This is a genomic window from Synechococcus sp. H55.10, from assembly GCF_047502715.1.
In the GTDB taxonomy this organism is placed as follows: domain Bacteria; phylum Cyanobacteriota; class Cyanobacteriia; order Thermostichales; family Thermostichaceae; genus Thermostichus.
On the sequence record NZ_JANSJJ010000014.1, the window covers coordinates 56,080 to 72,108 of the forward strand.

12 protein-coding genes and 1 tRNA gene are annotated in these 16,029 nt (G+C 61.0%); 8 read left to right on the top strand and 5 right to left on the bottom strand.

The window, feature by feature from the left end; genetic code table 11:
- Nucleotides 1-43 precede the first annotated feature (43 nt).
- The gene (locus NW858_RS01485; protein WP_414332828.1) at nucleotides 44-1,552 is read left to right on the top strand and encodes a UbiD family decarboxylase; all 1,509 of its coding nucleotides are present in this window, start codon (nucleotides 44-46) and stop codon (nucleotides 1,550-1,552) included.
- Here the strand turns inward: NW858_RS01485 and NW858_RS01490 are convergent.
- Together NW858_RS01490 and NW858_RS01495 are read right to left on the bottom strand one after the other, a co-directional pair.
- Nucleotides 1,549-2,760, bottom strand: a complete 1,212-nt coding sequence (locus NW858_RS01490; RefSeq protein ID WP_414332830.1) for an ABC transporter permease — start codon at nucleotides 2,758-2,760, stop codon at nucleotides 1,549-1,551. The genes NW858_RS01485 and NW858_RS01490 overlap by 4 nt on opposite strands.
- On the bottom strand, nucleotides 2,757-4,124 hold the full coding sequence (locus tag NW858_RS01495; protein WP_414332832.1) for an efflux RND transporter periplasmic adaptor subunit: 1,368 nt from the start codon (nucleotides 4,122-4,124) through the stop codon (nucleotides 2,757-2,759). The genes NW858_RS01490 and NW858_RS01495 overlap by 4 nt, the downstream gene beginning before the upstream one ends.
- 156 nt (nucleotides 4,125-4,280) lie before the next feature.
- Between NW858_RS01495 and rplS the strand changes: the two genes are divergently transcribed.
- The 4 genes from rplS (at nucleotide 4,281) to NW858_RS01515 (ending at nucleotide 6,494) form a co-directional block, all read left to right on the top strand.
- Nucleotides 4,281-4,673: a 50S ribosomal protein L19 gene (rplS, locus tag NW858_RS01500; protein ID WP_414332833.1), complete on the top strand. Its 393-nt coding sequence runs from the start codon at nucleotides 4,281-4,283 to the stop codon at nucleotides 4,671-4,673.
- Between the two features lie 50 nt (nucleotides 4,674-4,723).
- Nucleotides 4,724-4,796: transfer RNA gene (locus NW858_RS01505), tRNA-Trp, on the top strand.
- A gap of 62 nt (nucleotides 4,797-4,858) precedes the next feature.
- Nucleotides 4,859-5,671 (top strand): tetratricopeptide repeat protein, encoded by an 813-nt coding sequence (locus NW858_RS01510; RefSeq protein ID WP_414332834.1) that lies wholly within the window; start codon nucleotides 4,859-4,861, stop codon nucleotides 5,669-5,671.
- Nucleotides 5,672-6,065: 394 nt separating this feature from the next.
- Nucleotides 6,066-6,494: a hypothetical protein gene (locus tag NW858_RS01515; protein ID WP_414341552.1), complete on the top strand. Its 429-nt coding sequence runs from the start codon at nucleotides 6,066-6,068 to the stop codon at nucleotides 6,492-6,494.
- A 291-nt stretch (nucleotides 6,495-6,785) separates the two neighbouring features.
- Here the strand turns inward: NW858_RS01515 and pgl are convergent, their stop codons facing one another.
- Nucleotides 6,786-7,517, bottom strand: a complete 732-nt coding sequence (gene pgl, locus NW858_RS01520; protein ID WP_414519472.1) for a 6-phosphogluconolactonase — start codon at nucleotides 7,515-7,517, stop codon at nucleotides 6,786-6,788.
- 94 nt (nucleotides 7,518-7,611) lie between these two features.
- Nucleotides 7,612-8,619 carry a phosphoribulokinase gene (locus NW858_RS01525; RefSeq protein WP_414332839.1) on the bottom strand — a complete coding sequence of 336 codons (1,008 nt, stop codon included), beginning with the start codon at nucleotides 8,617-8,619 and terminating at the stop codon, nucleotides 7,612-7,614.
- Nucleotides 8,620-8,949: 330 nt separating this feature from the next.
- Between NW858_RS01525 and NW858_RS01530 the strand changes: the two genes are divergently transcribed.
- Both NW858_RS01530 and leuS read left to right on the top strand, forming a co-directional pair.
- Nucleotides 8,950-9,840, top strand: a complete 891-nt coding sequence (locus NW858_RS01530) for a ferredoxin--NADP(+) reductase (RefSeq protein WP_414332840.1) — start codon at nucleotides 8,950-8,952, stop codon at nucleotides 9,838-9,840.
- 58 nt (nucleotides 9,841-9,898) lie between these two features.
- Nucleotides 9,899-12,520: a leucine--tRNA ligase gene (leuS, locus tag NW858_RS01535; protein WP_414519475.1), complete on the top strand. Its 2,622-nt coding sequence runs from the start codon at nucleotides 9,899-9,901 to the stop codon at nucleotides 12,518-12,520.
- Nucleotides 12,521-12,608: 88 nt separating this feature from the next.
- On the opposite strand, the gene NW858_RS01540 is transcribed toward leuS, so the two are convergent.
- On the bottom strand, nucleotides 12,609-14,171 hold the full coding sequence (locus NW858_RS01540; RefSeq protein WP_414427097.1) for a bifunctional orotidine-5'-phosphate decarboxylase/orotate phosphoribosyltransferase: 1,563 nt from the start codon (nucleotides 14,169-14,171) through the stop codon (nucleotides 12,609-12,611).
- A gap of 150 nt (nucleotides 14,172-14,321) precedes the next feature.
- Here NW858_RS01540 and NW858_RS01545 point away from each other — a divergent pair, with 150 nt between their 5' ends.
- Nucleotides 14,322-15,713 carry a TldD/PmbA family protein gene (locus NW858_RS01545; protein ID WP_414332844.1) on the top strand — a complete coding sequence of 464 codons (1,392 nt, stop codon included), beginning with the start codon at nucleotides 14,322-14,324 and terminating at the stop codon, nucleotides 15,711-15,713.
- The last annotated feature ends 316 nt before the right edge of the window (nucleotides 15,714-16,029 follow it).

Here is a 16,029-nt window from a genome sequence, read left to right on the forward strand (position 1 = left end):
TAAGTTAAGTTAGCGAGACCCTCACCCTGCGAGTACTCCCTTCATGCCCAGAGATCTGCGCCGTTTCGTTGCCCTGCTGGAGTCCCGTGGCCAGCTTCGCCGCGTTTCAGCCGAAGTGGATCCCGACTTAGAAATTGCCGAGATCGCCGATCGCCTTTTGGCTTGTGGGGGGCCGGCGCTGCTGTTTGAACGGGTGAAGGGATCCGCGATGCCGCTGCTGATCAACGTTTTGGGCACGCTGGAGCGCATCTGCTGGGCGCTGGGGATGGAGGAGCCGCGGGAGCTGGAGGAGCTGGGGAAAAAATTGGCCTTGCTCTACCAGCCGCGCCCGCCAAAAAGTTTTGCCCAGGCGGTGGAGCTGGGGCAGGCGCTGTTCAGCGTCTTCAAGGCTAGGCCCAGCCGGGATCTGCTCCCCCCCTGTCAGCAGGTGGTGCTGCGGGGAGAGGAGGTGGATCTCACCCAATTGCCCCTGCTGCGGGTCTATCCCGGCGATGCCGGGCGGGTGCTGACGTTGGGCCTGATGGTTACCAAAGACCCGGAAAATGGGATCCCCAATGTGGGGGTGTACCGCCTGCAACTGCAAAGCCGCAACACCATGACGGTGCAATGGCTGTCGGTGCGGGGGGCCACCCGGCATCTGCGCAAGGCGGCGGCCCTGGGGCGGAAGTTGGAAGTGGCAGTGGCCATCGGGGTGGATCCCGCCGTGATCCTGGCAGCGGCCACGCCCCTGCCGGTGGATCTCTCGGAGTGGCTGTTTGCCGGCCTCTACAGCGGCGAAGGGTTACACCTGGCCCGCTGTAAGACGGTGGATCTGGAGGTGCCGGCCCAGGCCGAGATCGTCTTGGAGGGCACCATCACCCCTGGGGAGGTGGCCCCCGACGGCCCCGCCGGGGATCACATCGGCTACTACGGCCCCCGCAACGAGCAGGCTCCTCTCATCCGCTTCCACTGCCTCAGCCACCGCCGCGATCCCCTCTACCTCACCACCTTCAGCGGCAAGCCCCCCAAAGAAAACGACCTGATGGCGCTGGCCCTCAACCGCATCTATACCCCCATCCTCAGGCAGCAGGTGCCGGAGATCGTGGATTTCTTTTTGCCCATGGAGGCCCTGGGCTACAAGGCGGCCATCTTGTCCATCGACAAAGCCTATCCCGGCCAAGCGCGGCGGGCGGCCCTGGCTTTTTGGAGCGCCCTGCCCCAGTTCAGCTACACCAAGTTCGTTATTGTGGTGGACAAAGATATCAACGTGCGGGATCCACGGCAGGTGCTCTGGTGCCTGTGTTCCCGAGTAGACCCGCAGCGGGATGTGTTTATTTTGCCGGACAATCCCTTCGACGCCCTGGACTTTGCCACCGAAAAACGGGGTCTGGGGGGCAAGATGGGGATCGATGCCACCACCAAGATCCCCCCGGAAACCGATGCTCCCTGGCGGGCTCCCCTTGCCCCGGATCCGCAAGTGGCCCGCCTGGTGGATCGCCGTTGGGCCGAATACGGCCTGGCGGATCTGGACTTACAGCCGGCGGATCCCCGTCTGTTTGGCTACGAGCTCTAAGCCCGTAGGGCCTCGATGGGATCCAGTTGCGCCGCTTTGCGGGCCGGGAAAATGCCGAAGACCAGCCCAATCCCCGTCGAAAGCGTGAAGGAAACCGCCACCGCCACCAGATCGATCCGGGTGGCCAAGGGGGTGAATACCTGCACAATCACCAAAACCCCGCTGCTGAAGAGGATCCCGAGCACCCCCCCGGTCACGGCAATGAAGATCGCCTCGGCGGCAAACTGTTGTAAGATCTGCCGGCTATCGGCTCCGATCGCCTTGCGCAGCCCGATCTCCGGGGTGCGTTCTGCCACCGAGATCAGCATCACATTCATGATCCCCACCCCGCCCACCAGCAGGGAGAGAGCCGCCGTACCCGTCAGCAGCACCCGCAGCAACGTCAAAATCCTGGCCGAGCCATCCAGGAGCACCTTCTGGTTGCGGATGATGAAGTCGTCTTCTCCCACCAGTTGGTGCCGCTGCCGCAGCAGGTTGCGGATCTGGAACTCGGCAGCCGGCAGATCGGCTTCGGAGCGGGCGGAGACAAAAATGGCTGTCAGCTCCAGGCCATAAGGGGATCGCCGCCCGACAAAGCGGTTGGCCACCACATCCACCGGCAAAAACAGCCCGGCATCGCTGTTGCCAAACACCGTCGGCTTGGAGCGCAAGGTGCCGATGACCTCGAAGGGCAAGTTGTTCAACAGGACGGTCTCCCCGATGGCAGCAGCAGGATCCAGGCCGAACAACTGGCCAGCGGCCTCGCTCCCCAGCACCACCACCGGTCGCTGTTCCTCGATATCCGCCGGCAAGAGGAAGCGGCCCTGCTCGATCTCCAAATTGAGCACCGACAAATACTCCGGCCAGGTGCCGGTGGCTTCATAGCGGCGATCCACCCCGCCCCGCACGGCCCGCACGTTGGTTCCAAGGCTGGGGACGGCTGCCGATACGGCAGGCACTTCCGCAACAATCGCCCGCAGATCTTCGAGGGTAATGGGGCGGGTGTTGCTCGCATCCGCCAGGCCCAAGCTGGAAGAAAAGACAATGAGCAAATTGGTGCCCAAAGAGCGAAACTGATCCACTGCCAGCTCCTGGGCAGCATGGCCAAACCCGGCAATGGCCACCACGGCGGCGTTGCCGATGAGGATCCCCAGCATGCTCAGCCCGGTGCGCAAGCGATGCCGTCGCACCATTTGCCAGGCCATTTTGGCCGCAGTTGCCAGGCTCATGGCTGTTGCTCCACTTCCTTGATCAGGGTTCCTATGCTCACTCCTGGCGGCAGGGCCGTAAAGACTCGATCCCCTGCCTGCAGACCGGAGCGGATCTGGGTAACGCCACCCTGGGTGATGCCCGTTTCCACGCGGCGATAGACAGGTCGCCGGGTTCGCGGATCCAGTAGGATCACGCCTTCCTGGCCTTCCTCGCGCAGGATGGCCACCGAGGGCACCGTCAAAGCCTGCGGCTGGGGATCCCCGATGAAATCCACCGAAACATTCATGCCGGTGCGCAAAAAGTCGGCTCCGGGCTCCGGCTCGACGAAGACCCGAAAGACCGTTACCTCCCGCACCACCACCGTAGCGGGGGCAATTCGCTTCACCCGACCCTGTACCACGCGGTCGGGATAGGCCAGAGACCGGATCTCCACCGGCTGGCCCAGCCGCACTTGGGCAATTTGGGCTTCCGGCACTTCTGCTCGCACCTCAATTCCCTGGGCCAGCGCCAAAATCGAGCTGGAAGAAGCGGCAGTGGCATCGGAAGCGGCGGTTGTCGGGGCTACAAAGGATCCCACTTCGGCAAAGCGCTGCACCACCACACCGGAAAAGGGGGCACGGACTTCGGCCTCGGCCAGCCGGGATTGCCGTTGGGCCAGCTCGGCTTGCGCCTGAGCAATCTGAGCTTGAATTTGCTGCAGGGTTTCCGGGCGGCTCCCCAGTTGCAATCGCTGCAGCTCCTGTTGGGCCGCCCGCAAATCCGCCTGCGCCTGTTCCAGGCGGGCCAGACGTTGATCCAGCTCGCTGCGGGCTACTGCCCCCGCCTGTGCCAGGGCCTGAATGCGCTCCAGCTCTTTTTGGGCCAGACCCACCTGCGACCGGGCTGCATCCACCCTAGCCTGGGCCGCCGCGATCACTGGGGGGCGCTCGCCGGCCTGTTGCTCCGCTAGACGGGCTTGCAGCTCTTGGATGCGGGCCTGCGCTTGCCGAATGCCGCTGGCCAGATCCCCGTAGTCCATCCGGGCCAACAACTGCCCTGCCACCACTTCATCCCCCTGATCCACCAACAGTTCTGCCAGGCGACCCGACTCGCGGGGGCTAACATTCACCTGTCGGATCGGCTGCACCTGGCCGCTTACCCGCAGACGTTGGGTGAGATCCACCACCTGAACCGGTACCGTTAATCGTTCCAGCCGTTCTGCCCGCTGCTGCTGAAGCTGACGCTGGATCAGGAGACCGCTGCCCCCTAAGCCAGCCAACAGCAGGCCCAAAAGCATCCAGCCAAAGGGAAATCGCTTGCGGCTGCTCTGTGGCAGGGGCTGATCTACAGGCTTGGGAGAAGACAGGGATCCCGTCTCAGTCTTGTCCGTGTGCAGGATCACAGAAAATCTCCCATTCTTAAAAAAGCTTTGTCTTTGTCTAGACTATTGGAAAAAGGCGGGGGGCGTAAACACGGTTTCCCGCATCCCTCGGCCAGCTCTGTACAGAAAACAGGAACGATTGCTACCATAGTTAGCTGCCGGTAGCGCGGGAAGGCCATGAACGTTCGCATCAACGCTGAAGAGATCATCCGCTCCATCGAGGCGGCGCACCTGAAAAGGGATCTGCCTGAGATCCGGGTTGGCGATCAGGTACGGGTGGGAGTTCGCATTCAAGAGGGGGGCAAGGAGCGGGTGCAGGCTTTTGAGGGCACGGTCATTGCCATGCGCCACTCCGGCATCAACCGCACCATTACGGTACGCAAGGTTTTCCAGGGGATCGGCGTGGAGCGAGTTTTTCTCATTCATTCCCCGCGCATTGAGTCGATCCAGGTGCTGCGGCGGGGTAAAGTGCGCCGGGCCAAGCTGTTCTACTTGCGGGATCGGGTGGGCAAAGCCACTCGCATCAAGGCCAAGACAGAGAATATGGATAATCGGGAACAGCCCCTCTGAGGTTTGGGTTGTACCTGCTACACTGAGTAAGCGGGTGTGTCCCTGCCAATGCGTCCTTAGTTCAGTTGGTAGAACGTCGGTCTCCAAAACCGGATGTCGGGGGTTCGAGTCCTCCAGGGCGCGTTGATGTCAGACCCCTTGCGGTGACGGCTTGGGACGCCCCACCCAAGGGAACTGTTGAAGCCATGAAGTTCGTTCCTGTACCCAACCTACTCTCTGCCCTCTTGCTGGGGTTGCTGCTTTGGCTAGGGATCCCTATCTGGCCCCCAGTTACGGCGGCAAACGCCAAGATAGATCCCGAGATCGATCGGCTGTTTGAGGAGGCTTTTGCTGCTACCGGGCGGGGGGATCTTGCCCAGGCGGAAGCCTTGTGGACTCAACTGTTGCAGATCCAGCCGCACAATCCGGCCTTGTGGAGCAATCGGGGCAATGCTCGTGTTGGCCAGCACCAATTCCAGGCAGCTCTGGAGGACTACGCTGAGGCCATTCGTTTGGCTCCTGAGGCGCCGGATCCCTATCTGAATCGAGGGGCTGCTTTGGAGGGATTGGGGCGGTGGCAGGAGGCGATTGCGGATTACGAACGGGTGTTGCAGTTGGATCCCAACGATGCGGCGGCCTACAACAACCGCGGCAATGCTGAAGCGGGGCTGGGCAACTGGCAGCAGGCTTTGGCCGACTACCGCCGCGCCACGGAGCTGGCTCCCGATTACGCTTTTGCCCAGGCCAACTATGCCCTCAGCCTCTACCAGATGGGCGAAACAGAGGCTGCGCTGCGCTTGATGCGGGCTTTGGTGCGCAAGTACCCGAGGTTCCCAGATATGCGGGCCGCTCTCAGTGCCATTCTCTGGGTGCAGGGTCGCCAGGGAGAAGCCGAAAGTCACTGGGTAGCCGTGCAAGGGCTGGATCCCCGCTACGCCGACCTGGAATGGGTGAGATCTGTCCGCCGTTGGCCACCGGCGATGGTGGCAGCTCTGGAGCGTTTCCTTGCTCTCAAATAGTCTCTCAAGCTTCAGTAGTAATAAATAGTGGGAAGGATCGCCTAGAAAATACCTGCAGACCCACCTCTGCGCATTGGCGAAACAGTTGCTGGGGATCCCCGCAGCCAGAGCCTCAGGTTACATCCTGTCTGGGGGGAGGGGGGTTGCTAGATTGGGATCAAGCCGAGAGAGGATGCTGGCAGCAGGCTCAGCTCAGAGCCAAAGGAGGGATCCTGAGTGCTGCCGGCAGACTGCGAAAAAGACTGTGTAAAGGACTGCTTCATTTTTTGTCTGTTTTAGACTTATCGCGACGTTTGGTATCAACGTGGGTGCAATGGCTTTTTTCTCTCGCTCTTCTTTCTTCCTCTCTGATGGGAGAGGGGGACGGCGAAGCCACCGGAGCTGGGCAGGGCTGTTGCTCGTGGTTTTGCAGCTTGGGCAGCCCGCTGTGGCCCAGACAGAAACCCGGGTTTGGAGCGGAACCGGCCAAATTTTGAGTGGCCAGGGGCAGGGGGCAACGGTGCAATTGGTCTTGGAAACGGGTGGAGGACGTATCTGGACCCAATCGGGGCCGGTTTTGGATGCACCGTTTTCCGGCGGCCATATTTCGGTCAATAGCGGCGATGGCACTTGGCAAATCCAGTCGCAGGGGGATCAGTTGCTGGTTACTTTTTACCGCGGCGATCAGATCATCCGCTGGCAACTGCGGCCCATTGGCGAGCTCCCAAGCTCTTCCCCTGCGGTGCCATCCAGTTCTCTGAGCAGCGACTCCGCTCAGCCTGTGGCCCTGCCCGTCCAAGAGCTGGTCATCCCAGTACTGAAGAATTTGCCCGGCACCCCCTGAGGGATCCCTGCCCCGCCGGTTTTCAACTCCCCTCTCCCTCTGGGAGAGGGGCCGGGGGTGAGGGGCTGGGGGTGAGGGAAGCGCTTGAGGAGTGGCTTAATCGCGTTTAGCCAACCCGCCCTCTGTCGGCAGGACGGCCGCGGCAGCAAGGGCCGGGAGTTTCTGTGCTGGAACCGAGGTGGTTGCACAAAACGGCGTTGCCGGAATCTGGACGCGGTGGGGTTCCCACAATCGCTCCCTGTTGAAACGAGCAGCTTGCCCTCTATGCATCAGCATGAGGGCGGGGGTACGTCACCTGAGCAGCGCGACGGCTGGCAGGGGCAGTTGAGCTGCCGCCGCCGCATCCAGCAACCAGAGCAGCCGTCCGTTGGGGTTGACGCGCTGGCAGGGTAGGTGGGCCTCGGTGGTCAGCGCCTCTTTCACAATGGCAGCTTTGTTCGCTCCGGTTACCAAGAACACCACCTGGGCTGCCCGATTGAGGACAGGGTAGGTCAAGGTTAGACGCGGCTCCGGCCCTTTCTGCCCCACTGTTACCCAGCGGTGTTGCACCTGCAGGGCGGCGGTGTCGGGAAATAAAGAGGCTGTGTGGCCGTCCTCCCCTACCCCCAGCCAGATCAGGTCGAGAGAAGGGCACTCCGCGCCGAAAAGCCGCCGCAGGGTCGCCTCATAGTCGGCAGCATCGCGAAGCGGATCCCCCGCTTGGGTGGGCATGGGAAACACCTGATCGGCCGGGATCCCGATCCACTTCAGCAGGGTTTCTTGCACCATGCGGTAGTTGCTCTCGGGATGCTCCGGGGGGACGTAGCGCTCATCTCCCCAGAACAGCCAGGTTTGTTGCCAAGGGATCCCTTGGGTTTGGGCGAGAGCAGCATACAACTGCTTGGGGGTGCTTCCCCCCGCCAGGGCCACGGTAAAACGTCCCCGCTCCCGGATGGCAGCCGCTGCCCGGCTTTGCCAAACCTCGATGGCCCGCTGAATGAGGACGGATCCCTCTGGAAAGATCTCCAACTGGAATCCCTGCATAGACCCAAACCTTGACGCTGACTCCCACCGGGTCAGCCTACCTGCAGCAACACTCTACCGGCAATCCCTCTTGAGCCGCTTGGGCGGGCAAAGGTTAGGAAGCCACCGCCAACTCTTTGGCTTCGGCCTGGATTTGCTCGTAAAGGGCGCGCAGCTTCAGGCCCACGATAACTTGAATCAGGCCAGAGCCATTGCGGGATCCCGGATATTCTGGGTGCTTGCGCAACAGTTCCGTCAGCTCGCCGTAGTAGCGGGTGGACAGGTTGCTCAAGTGGTTCTCGATGTAGACGACTTCCTCCAGTTTTTCAAAGGTGCCGTCGATCTCCAAAATCGAAACCGGGTGATCGAAGTAGGTGGAAGGGCCGTAGTGGAGGCGGATGCCCGGATAGGAACAGGTCAGCTTTTTGCCGCAAGGGATCCAATCGATGGTGGAGCCTTCATCGAAGAGGTAAACAGGGTTGAAATACTTGACCCCTTCCCGCTGAATCAGCCGTACCCGCAACACCTTGTGCTCCGGATCCAGCTCTGGCAGCAACTGGGTGGGCAGAACCTCGATGACGGCATCGGCATACTGCTTCTGCACATCGACATAAGCCTCAAAATCGGGACGGCGAGCCTCGATCGAGCGCAACACATCTTCGTAAGTGTGGCCCCGCTCGGCCATGTCCCGCTTCACCTTCCAGGCAATCTTGATCTCCGGCGCCAAATCCAAGTACACCTTGAAGTCCAGCAGCTCGCGCACCCGCTCGTCGTACATGGGATGCAGCCCTTCCAGGACGATGATGCGGTTGGGATCCACCCGCTCCGGCGGGTCGATGAGGCCGGTCTCGTGGTTGTAAATCGGCTTCATCACGCTTTGGCCATTCTTGAGCGCCTTGGCCTGCTCGTACATCAGGTCGAAGTTGTTGGCGCGGGGATCCAGTGCCGTGATGCCCTTCTCTTTGCGCTGGTAGCGATCCAAGGAGTGATAGTCGTCCAGACAAATGGTGGTGATCAGATCCCGGCCAAACAGATCCCCCAGCCGACGTAAAAACGTGGATTTGCCACAGCCAGAATCTCCGGCGACACCAATCATCACAATACGATCAGGACTGCTTGCCATGGGAACTCCTTGGGGACGGGCAGGGCAAAACTGAGAAAAAGCTGCTAGGAAAGTTACCAACTGTTACGGCTCTGCATGATACCACAACAGAGCCACTACCTCACAACCCGCTTGCAGGCCAGAGATATCAGCACCTTAAGGAACAATTTAACAAAAAATGCATATTCTTGGCCGCTGAGCTCGGCTGGGAGCAGTTTTTTGGGGGTGTCGCTCTCGGCATCAGCTCGAAAGGGCTGCCGGCTTCTCTGCTGGCAAGTTCCATTTGGCCAGCCGGGCTGCTATGGTGTTTGCTATCCATTTTCTCTCCAGTGCCAGGAGCAGATCGCAGTTATGGTTGCCAGCGCAGAAAAGCGAGAGGTTGTCGTCAATCTGTATCGTCCCAACGCGCCTCTGATCGGACAATGTGTGGAGACCTACTCCATTGTCGGCGAGGGGGCGCCCGGGCTGACCAAGCACATCGTGCTCAGCTTGCCGGATCCCAACTACCGCTACCTAGAAGGGCAAAGCGTTGGCATTATCCCCCCTGGCGAAGATGCCAAAGGCAAGCCCCACAAGCCCCGCCTCTACTCCATTGCGTCCACCCGCTACGGCGATGATGGCGAGGGGCGCACCGTTTCGTTGAGCGTGAAGCGGGCCGAATACGTGGATAAAGAGACGGGCCAGCCGGGGGTGGGGGTCTGCTCCGGCTTCCTCACCGATCTCAAACCCGGCGACGAGGTGATGATCACCGGGCCCTCGGGGAAAACCTTCCTACTGCCCGAAGATGAGAACGCCAACCTGATTTTGATCGCCACCGGCACCGGCATCGCCCCTTTTCGCGCCTTCATCAAGCATCTGTTTGAGGAGGATCCCAACTATCAGGGCAGGATCTGGCTGTTTTTTGGGGTACCTACCACTTCCACCTTGCTCTACCACGGGGATCTAGAGGCCTGGAAAGCCCAGTACGGGGATCGCTTCCGCGTCGATTACGCCATCAGCCGCGAACAGCAAACCCCCGACGGCAAAAAGATGTACGTGCAAAACCGCATGGCGGAGTACGGCGCTGAGCTGTGGGAGATGCTGCAAAAGCCCAACACCTACACCTACATCTGCGGCCTCAAGGGGATGGAAGACGGGATCAACAACGTCATGGGGCCCTTGGCCGAACAAGCCGGTCAGGATTGGAGCAAGTTCCAGAAGGAGCTGAAGAAAGCAGATAGGTGGCACGAAGAAACCTACTGATTTTAAAACTTGCGTAGCATGTAAAGGGTGAGCGCTTTTTCCCCAGGAGCATCAAACCGTGGACGCGCGCTACAATCCCCGGGCCATCGAGAGCAAGTGGCAGGCCCACTGGCGTGAAATGGGGCTGGATCGCACCCCAGAGTTGAAGGACGGGATCCGCAAGTTTTATGCTTTGTCGATGTTCCCCTACCCCAGCGGCAACCTGCACATGGGGCATGTCCGCAACTACACCATCACCGATGTGATTGCCCGCCACAAGCGCATGCAAGGGTACGCGGTGCTGCACCCGATGGGCTGGGATGCCTTTGGTCTGCCGGCGGAGAATGCCGCCATCGACCGGGGGATCCCGCCGGCCAAGTGGACCTACCAGAACATCGCCCAGATGCGGGATCAACTGCAACGGCTGGGGCTTTCCTACGACTGGGAGCGGGAGATAGCCAGTTGTTCGCCAGACTACTACAAATGGACGCAGTGGATCTTCCTGCAATTTTTGAAGGCGGGCCTGGCCTACCAAAAAGAGGCGGCGGTGAACTGGGATCCCGTGGATCAGACGGTGCTGGCCAACGAGCAGGTGGATGCGGAGGGGCGCTCCTGGCGATCCGGCGCTCTGGTGGAAAAGCGCCTGCTCAAGCAGTGGTTTTTCAAAATCACCGCCTATGCTGACCAACTGCTGGCCGACCTAGAACAGCTCTCCGGCTGGCCGGAGCGGGTGCGCATTATGCAGGAGAACTGGATCGGCCGGTCGGTGGGGGCTAGGGTTGTCTTCAAAGCGGAGACAGGGGAGGAGCTGCCGGTGTTCACCACGCGGCCCGATACCCTCTGGGGGGCCACCTTCATGGTCATGTCGCCGGAGCACCCCTTGGTGGACAAGCTCACCACCCCTGAGCAACAGCCCGTCGTCAAGGCTTACCAGGCCGAGGCTGCCGCCCGCAGCGAGATCGAGCGCAGCGCCGAAGACCGGGAAAAAACGGGCGTCTGGACGGGATCCTACGCCATCAACCCCGTCAACCAAGAGCGGATCCCCATCTGGATTGCCGACTATGTGCTGATGGGCTACGGTACGGGGGCCATCATGGCCGTGCCCGCCCACGACCAGCGGGACTTCGAGTTTGCCCGCAAGTTTGGCCTGCCCATCAAGCAGGTGGTGCAGCCGCCCGGCGAGGCAGGGGAGACGGCTGCAGATCTGCAGTCGGCCTGGACAGGGGAAGGGGTGATGATCAACTCCGGCCCCTTGGACGGGATCCCGGTGGGCAAAGGCCCAGGGCAGAGCGTAGAAAGAGCCATCGCCTGGTTAGAGAGTCAGGGCTTGGGGGAACGGCAGGTGAACTACCGCCTGCGGGATTGGCTCATCTCGCGGCAGCGCTACTGGGGCTGCCCCATCCCCGTAATTCATTGCCCCCACTGCGGGATTGTGCCGGTGCCGGAGGAGGATCTGCCGGTGCTGTTGCCGGAGGATGTGGAGCTGAGCGGACGAGGTGGCTCTCCCTTGGCCCACTTGGAGGACTGGGTGAAGGTAAAATGCCCCACCTGTGGCGCCGATGCCCGCCGCGAGACCGACACCATGGACACCTTCATCTGCTCGTCCTGGTATTTCCTGCGCTTCAGCGATCCCCGCAACGACCGCGAGATCTTCCGCAGAGACCTGGTCAACGCCTGGCTGCCGGTAGATCAGTACGTGGGCGGTATCGAGCACGCCATCTTGCACCTGCTCTATTCCCGCTTTTTCACCAAGGTGCTGCGAGATCAGGGGCTGCTGAATTTTGACGAGCCGTTCTTGCGTCTGCTCACCCAGGGGATGGTGCAGGGGCGCACCTACTACAACCCCAACAAGTCCGGCAAGGATCGCTGGATCCCGGCGGCTCTGGTCAAGGATCCCAACAACCCCACAGATCCAGAGACCGGCGAGCCCCTGCAAGTTATCTACGCCACCATGTCCAAATCCAAAGGCAACGGCGTGGATCCGGAGGAAGTGCTGGCCCACTACGGAGCGGACACAGCCCGCATGTTTATCCTCTTCAAGGCGCCCCCCGAGAAAGATCTGGAGTGGGACGACGCCGATGTGGAAGGCCAGTTTCGCTTTCTCAACCGCGTCTGGCGGCAGGTGTACGAGTTTGTCGTTCGCGATAGCGGGACGGAGTCCTTGCGGGGCAAAGCCGCCGAGCTGCTGCAGGCCCAGGTCGAGGCGGGATCCCTGACCAAGGCCGAAAAAGATCTGCGCCGCGCCGTCCACACGGCCATCCAGGCAGTCAGTGAGGATCTGGAGGAATACCAGCTCAACACCGCCATCGCCGAGCTGATGAAGCTGAGCAATGCCCTGGCCGAGGCCGGGATCCCGGATTCGCCGGTCTATGCGGAGGGGATGCGCACCCTGGTGTTGCTCTTGGCCCCCTTTGCCCCCCACATTGCCGAGGAGTTGTGGCAGGCGCTGGGCGGCCCGGACTCAGTCCATCGTCAATCTTGGCCCAGCCATGATCCGGCGGCTCTGGTGGCCGACACGGTAACCATTGTGATTCAGGTGAACGGCAAATTGCGCGGCTCATTTGAGGCACCGGCGGACGTGACGCCAGAGGAGCAGGAACGCTTGGCCCTTCAGTCTGAGGCGGCGCAAAAGTATCTGGAAGGGGCGACGCCCAAAAAAGTGGTGGTGGTGCCGAAAAAGCTGGTTAACTTGGTTCTCTAGCTGCGTCTGGCCATCGGGTTTGGGGTCGGCATGGCAGCCCTACCGGCTTTCCGTAACCGAACCATGTCGTTGTAGCTTTCGCGCCGCTCTAACTCCCCTCTCCCTCAGGGAGAGGGGCTGGGGGTGAGAGCTGGGAGAGATGATTAAACTGGGCTTCGTCAATGCGGCCGGCGCGGAAAAGAGTGGTTTTGATTTCCGAGAGGGTGAGAACGGCATGGCCGCGGTACCCCTGCTCTTGCAAACGCTCTCGCGCCCCCTGCTCGTGATCGATCAGCACCACAATGTCTTCCACCTTTAGCCCTGCCGAGCGCAGTTTCTCGGCTCCTTCCATGGCGCTGCGCCCTGTAATCAAAACGTCATCCACTACAACCACCGTTTCCCCCGGTTGGTAGGATCCCTCGATTTGCCGGCGAGTTCCGTGGGCTTTTACCTCTTTGCGGGGATAGATCATCGGCTTATTTAAGCGCAAGGATAATCCGGTTGCCGTCGGCAGAGATCCATAGGGGATCCCGGCAATCCGCTCGAAGGAAAGGGTTTCTAAAATCTCTGCGTAAGCCTTGAGAACGCGATGGAAGATTTGCGGCTTGGAAATAATGGTACGCAGATCAATGTAATAGGGCAAAGTTTGCCCAGAAGCCTGGACATAATCTCCAAATAGAATACAGCCGATGTCGTACAGCTCTAGGATCAAATCCGTATGAGGATTGGGCTGCAACAGACAGACATCCGGCACCCACAAGGTGCAAGCCGACCCAGATCCCGACTGTCCCTTCTGAGAGCGAGCTGTTTCCACGGTTTCTCGCAACTGGCTTACAGCCTCTTTCAAATCCTGGCGAGCCAACCAGTCCTGGGGTACCGGCAGCAACAGGCCCTCTCCATGGGCGTTCAACCCCGCCTGCAGACAAGCCTGCCAGTCCACGCCCTCTCCCCAGAGGCTGCGGGCCAAGATCAGCCGTTCGGGAGCAGCGGCGCGGATGCGACCCATCACTGAGGGATGCGCGGATCCCACTTCCAGCGCTACCTGTTCGGGTGTGCCCCAATGGCGGCACTGTTTCACCAGATTCAGGTGGAGGGGTTCCACGCTCTCTATTCCTTCCTGCTGCCCGGCGATGGCTTCGGCAGGGTAGTCCTGGATGGCGTTGGCCCCCGGATTGCTGGTACGGCAGAGCAGAAACACAGCTTTGTGAGGATAGAGCAAAAACGGAGCCACCAGATCCTGGCCTGCATAAGGATTGAGGGTGAGGGCATCCACATTCCAAACTTCAAAAGCCTGCCGAGCCAGAACAGAGGCGCTGTTCAAATCGGCGTACTTGGCATCGAGAATGACCGGGATCCCTGTGGGCACTCGGCGCAGCACCGCTTCCAGCAACTCCAGGCCGCCAGATCCCAGGGCCAAATAAAACCCCAGCGTCGGCTTGTAGGCGCACACGTGATCCTGCGTCTGCTCGATCACCCAGCCCAGCCAGTCCAGCAAGGCGGCCATCATTTGCGGTGTTGCAGAGGCAACCAGGTTGGAATCGGGCTCTCCCTTTGGCCTGAGGTGGGCAGGTAACAGCTCTGGATTGGGATCCAAGCCCAGCCAGAGACAGCTTTGGTTCTGCCGGCTTGCAGCCACCCACTTGTCGCTGAAACTCACCCCATATCTTTTCACCTGCAACGGTCGGCTCCTTGGCTTTTCTCATTGTGCGTCGTTCTCCATCCTCTCCTTTGGGATCCCTTCCCGTCAGGCCAAGGTTCGACCCCGATTAAGCCCACAATGAGGCTATGCTGAATTGAGCACCGCATCTATCCCCCTGTTGCCATGCGAGACCTTCTGCGCGACATCCTTCGAGATTGCTCTGGCTTTGTGGAACTGCGCTACCACAGCAAGGTGTTTCGCAGTGTCACCGCCGAGAAAGGCCGCCTTGAGCGCACCGCGGTTCGCCGCCGTTCCGGCGTGGGGGTGCGGGTGCTAGAGGCCGGCACCTGGGGCTTTGCCGCCACCGGGGATCCCTCGCCGGCTGCCATTCGAGAGGCCATTGCCGAGGCGCAGCAGGCTGCCCGCGCCAGCGCCGACTACCGCAAACACAAGTTGCAGGCTTTGCCCAGCGTGCGGTTGGCCCAAGGGGAGTTTTGCGAGCCCGGCGTGGGAGAGGTGCTCAACAAGCCTCTGGAGGCGAAGATCCAGTTGGTTTTGGAAACGGAAGCCCAAGCCCAGAAGTCTTCCGCTCGTATTAGCTCCGCCAGTTGCACCTACAACGAGATCTACGAGGAAAAAGCCATTGTCACCACCGATGGGGCGGATGTGGCCTTTCGCCTGGTGCGCCCCGAATTGCGGGTACAAGCGGTGGCCGAGGCCGATGGCCAACTGAGCAGCGGCGCCGAGTCCATCGGGGTAACGGGGGGGTGGGACTGTCTGTTCCGCTCGGATCCCTTGCAGATGGCGGAAAAGGCGGCTGCTACTGCGGTCGATCTCCTCTCCGCAGGCTACGCCGAGGGAGGATGGGCCACGGTCATTTTGTCTCCTTCCATCGTGGGTCTGCTGGTGCACGAGGCCATTGGCCACACCGTCGAGGCGGATTTTGTCTTGGCCGGCTCGGTGGCTGCCGGCAAGCTGGGCCAGCGGGTGGCCAGCGAACTGGTTACGCTCAAGGATTCAGGCCGCTCCGAATTTATGCCGGGGGCAGGGGGGACGCTGCCGGTGGACGACGAAGGCGTTCCCACCCAAACCACCACCATCATCCAAAACGGCATTTTGGTGAGCTACCTGCACAACCGCGAAACGGCTGCCCACTTCGGCGTCGAGCCTACCGGCAACGCCCGCGCCTGGGAATATGCCGATGAGCCCCTCATCCGCATGCGCAACACCTACCTCGAGCCGGGATCCCAGACTTTGGAGGAGATCATCGCCAGCACTCCCGACGGCTACTTCCTGGATGGGGCCAGAAACGGGCAAGCCGACTCCACCGGCGAGTTTATGTTTGGCGTGGAGCGGGCCTACCGCATTCGCAACGGCAAGCTGGCGGAGCTGCTGCGAGGGGTCACCATCACGGGCAATGCCTTTGAAGTGTTGCAATCGGTGGATGCCGTCTCGCGGGATTTTCTCTGGGACCTGGGATCTGGCCATTGCGGCAAGGGGCAGCCGGCCAAGGTGGATGCAGGCGGTCCCTACATTCGCTGCCGGGCCATTGTAGGCGGACAACAGACTGCTTAGCTGCTTCGGCGGGACTCTTCGTTGCCACTCCCACCACTTAAGTCGGGGGATCCTTACGCAGCCCATGGACAGGCTCGTAGAGGGGTTGTCAATGCGCCCCTAGACAGTTCCCTATAGCCAAGCCGCAAAGTTCTGCTTACTTAGTCATCATCAAATAGCAATGAAACGTTATTGCCACGTAACGCTGTCACGAACGCGCTGGCCGCGCGGAGCCCTATCCCTAACTCCCCTCTCCCTCTGGGAGAGGGGCCGGGGGTGAGGGAGTACTCCCTCTGGGAGAGGGGGCGGGGGTGAGGGAGCACTCCCTTTGGGGTGG

Bases quoted from the DNA above. Each gene is read 5' to 3' on its own strand.
- NW858_RS01545 (WP_414332844.1), top strand. From the start codon at position 14,322: ATGCGAGACCTTCTGCGCGACATCCTTCGAGATTGCTCTGGCTTTGTG.
- NW858_RS01510 (WP_414332834.1), top strand. From the start codon at position 4,859: ATGAAGTTCGTTCCTGTACCCAACCTACTCTCTGCCCTCTTGCTGGGG.
- NW858_RS01530 (WP_414332840.1), top strand. From the start codon at position 8,950: ATGGTTGCCAGCGCAGAAAAGCGAGAGGTTGTCGTCAATCTGTATCGT.
- NW858_RS01490 (WP_414332830.1), bottom strand. From the start codon at position 2,760: ATGAGCCTGGCAACTGCGGCCAAAATGGCCTGGCAAATGGTGCGACGG.
- NW858_RS01525 (WP_414332839.1), bottom strand. From the start codon at position 8,619: ATGGCAAGCAGTCCTGATCGTATTGTGATGATTGGTGTCGCCGGAGAT.
- rplS (WP_414332833.1), top strand. From the start codon at position 4,281: ATGAACGTTCGCATCAACGCTGAAGAGATCATCCGCTCCATCGAGGCG.
- NW858_RS01485 (WP_414332828.1), top strand. From the start codon at position 44: ATGCCCAGAGATCTGCGCCGTTTCGTTGCCCTGCTGGAGTCCCGTGGC.
- pgl (WP_414519472.1), bottom strand. From the start codon at position 7,517: ATGCAGGGATTCCAGTTGGAGATCTTTCCAGAGGGATCCGTCCTCATT.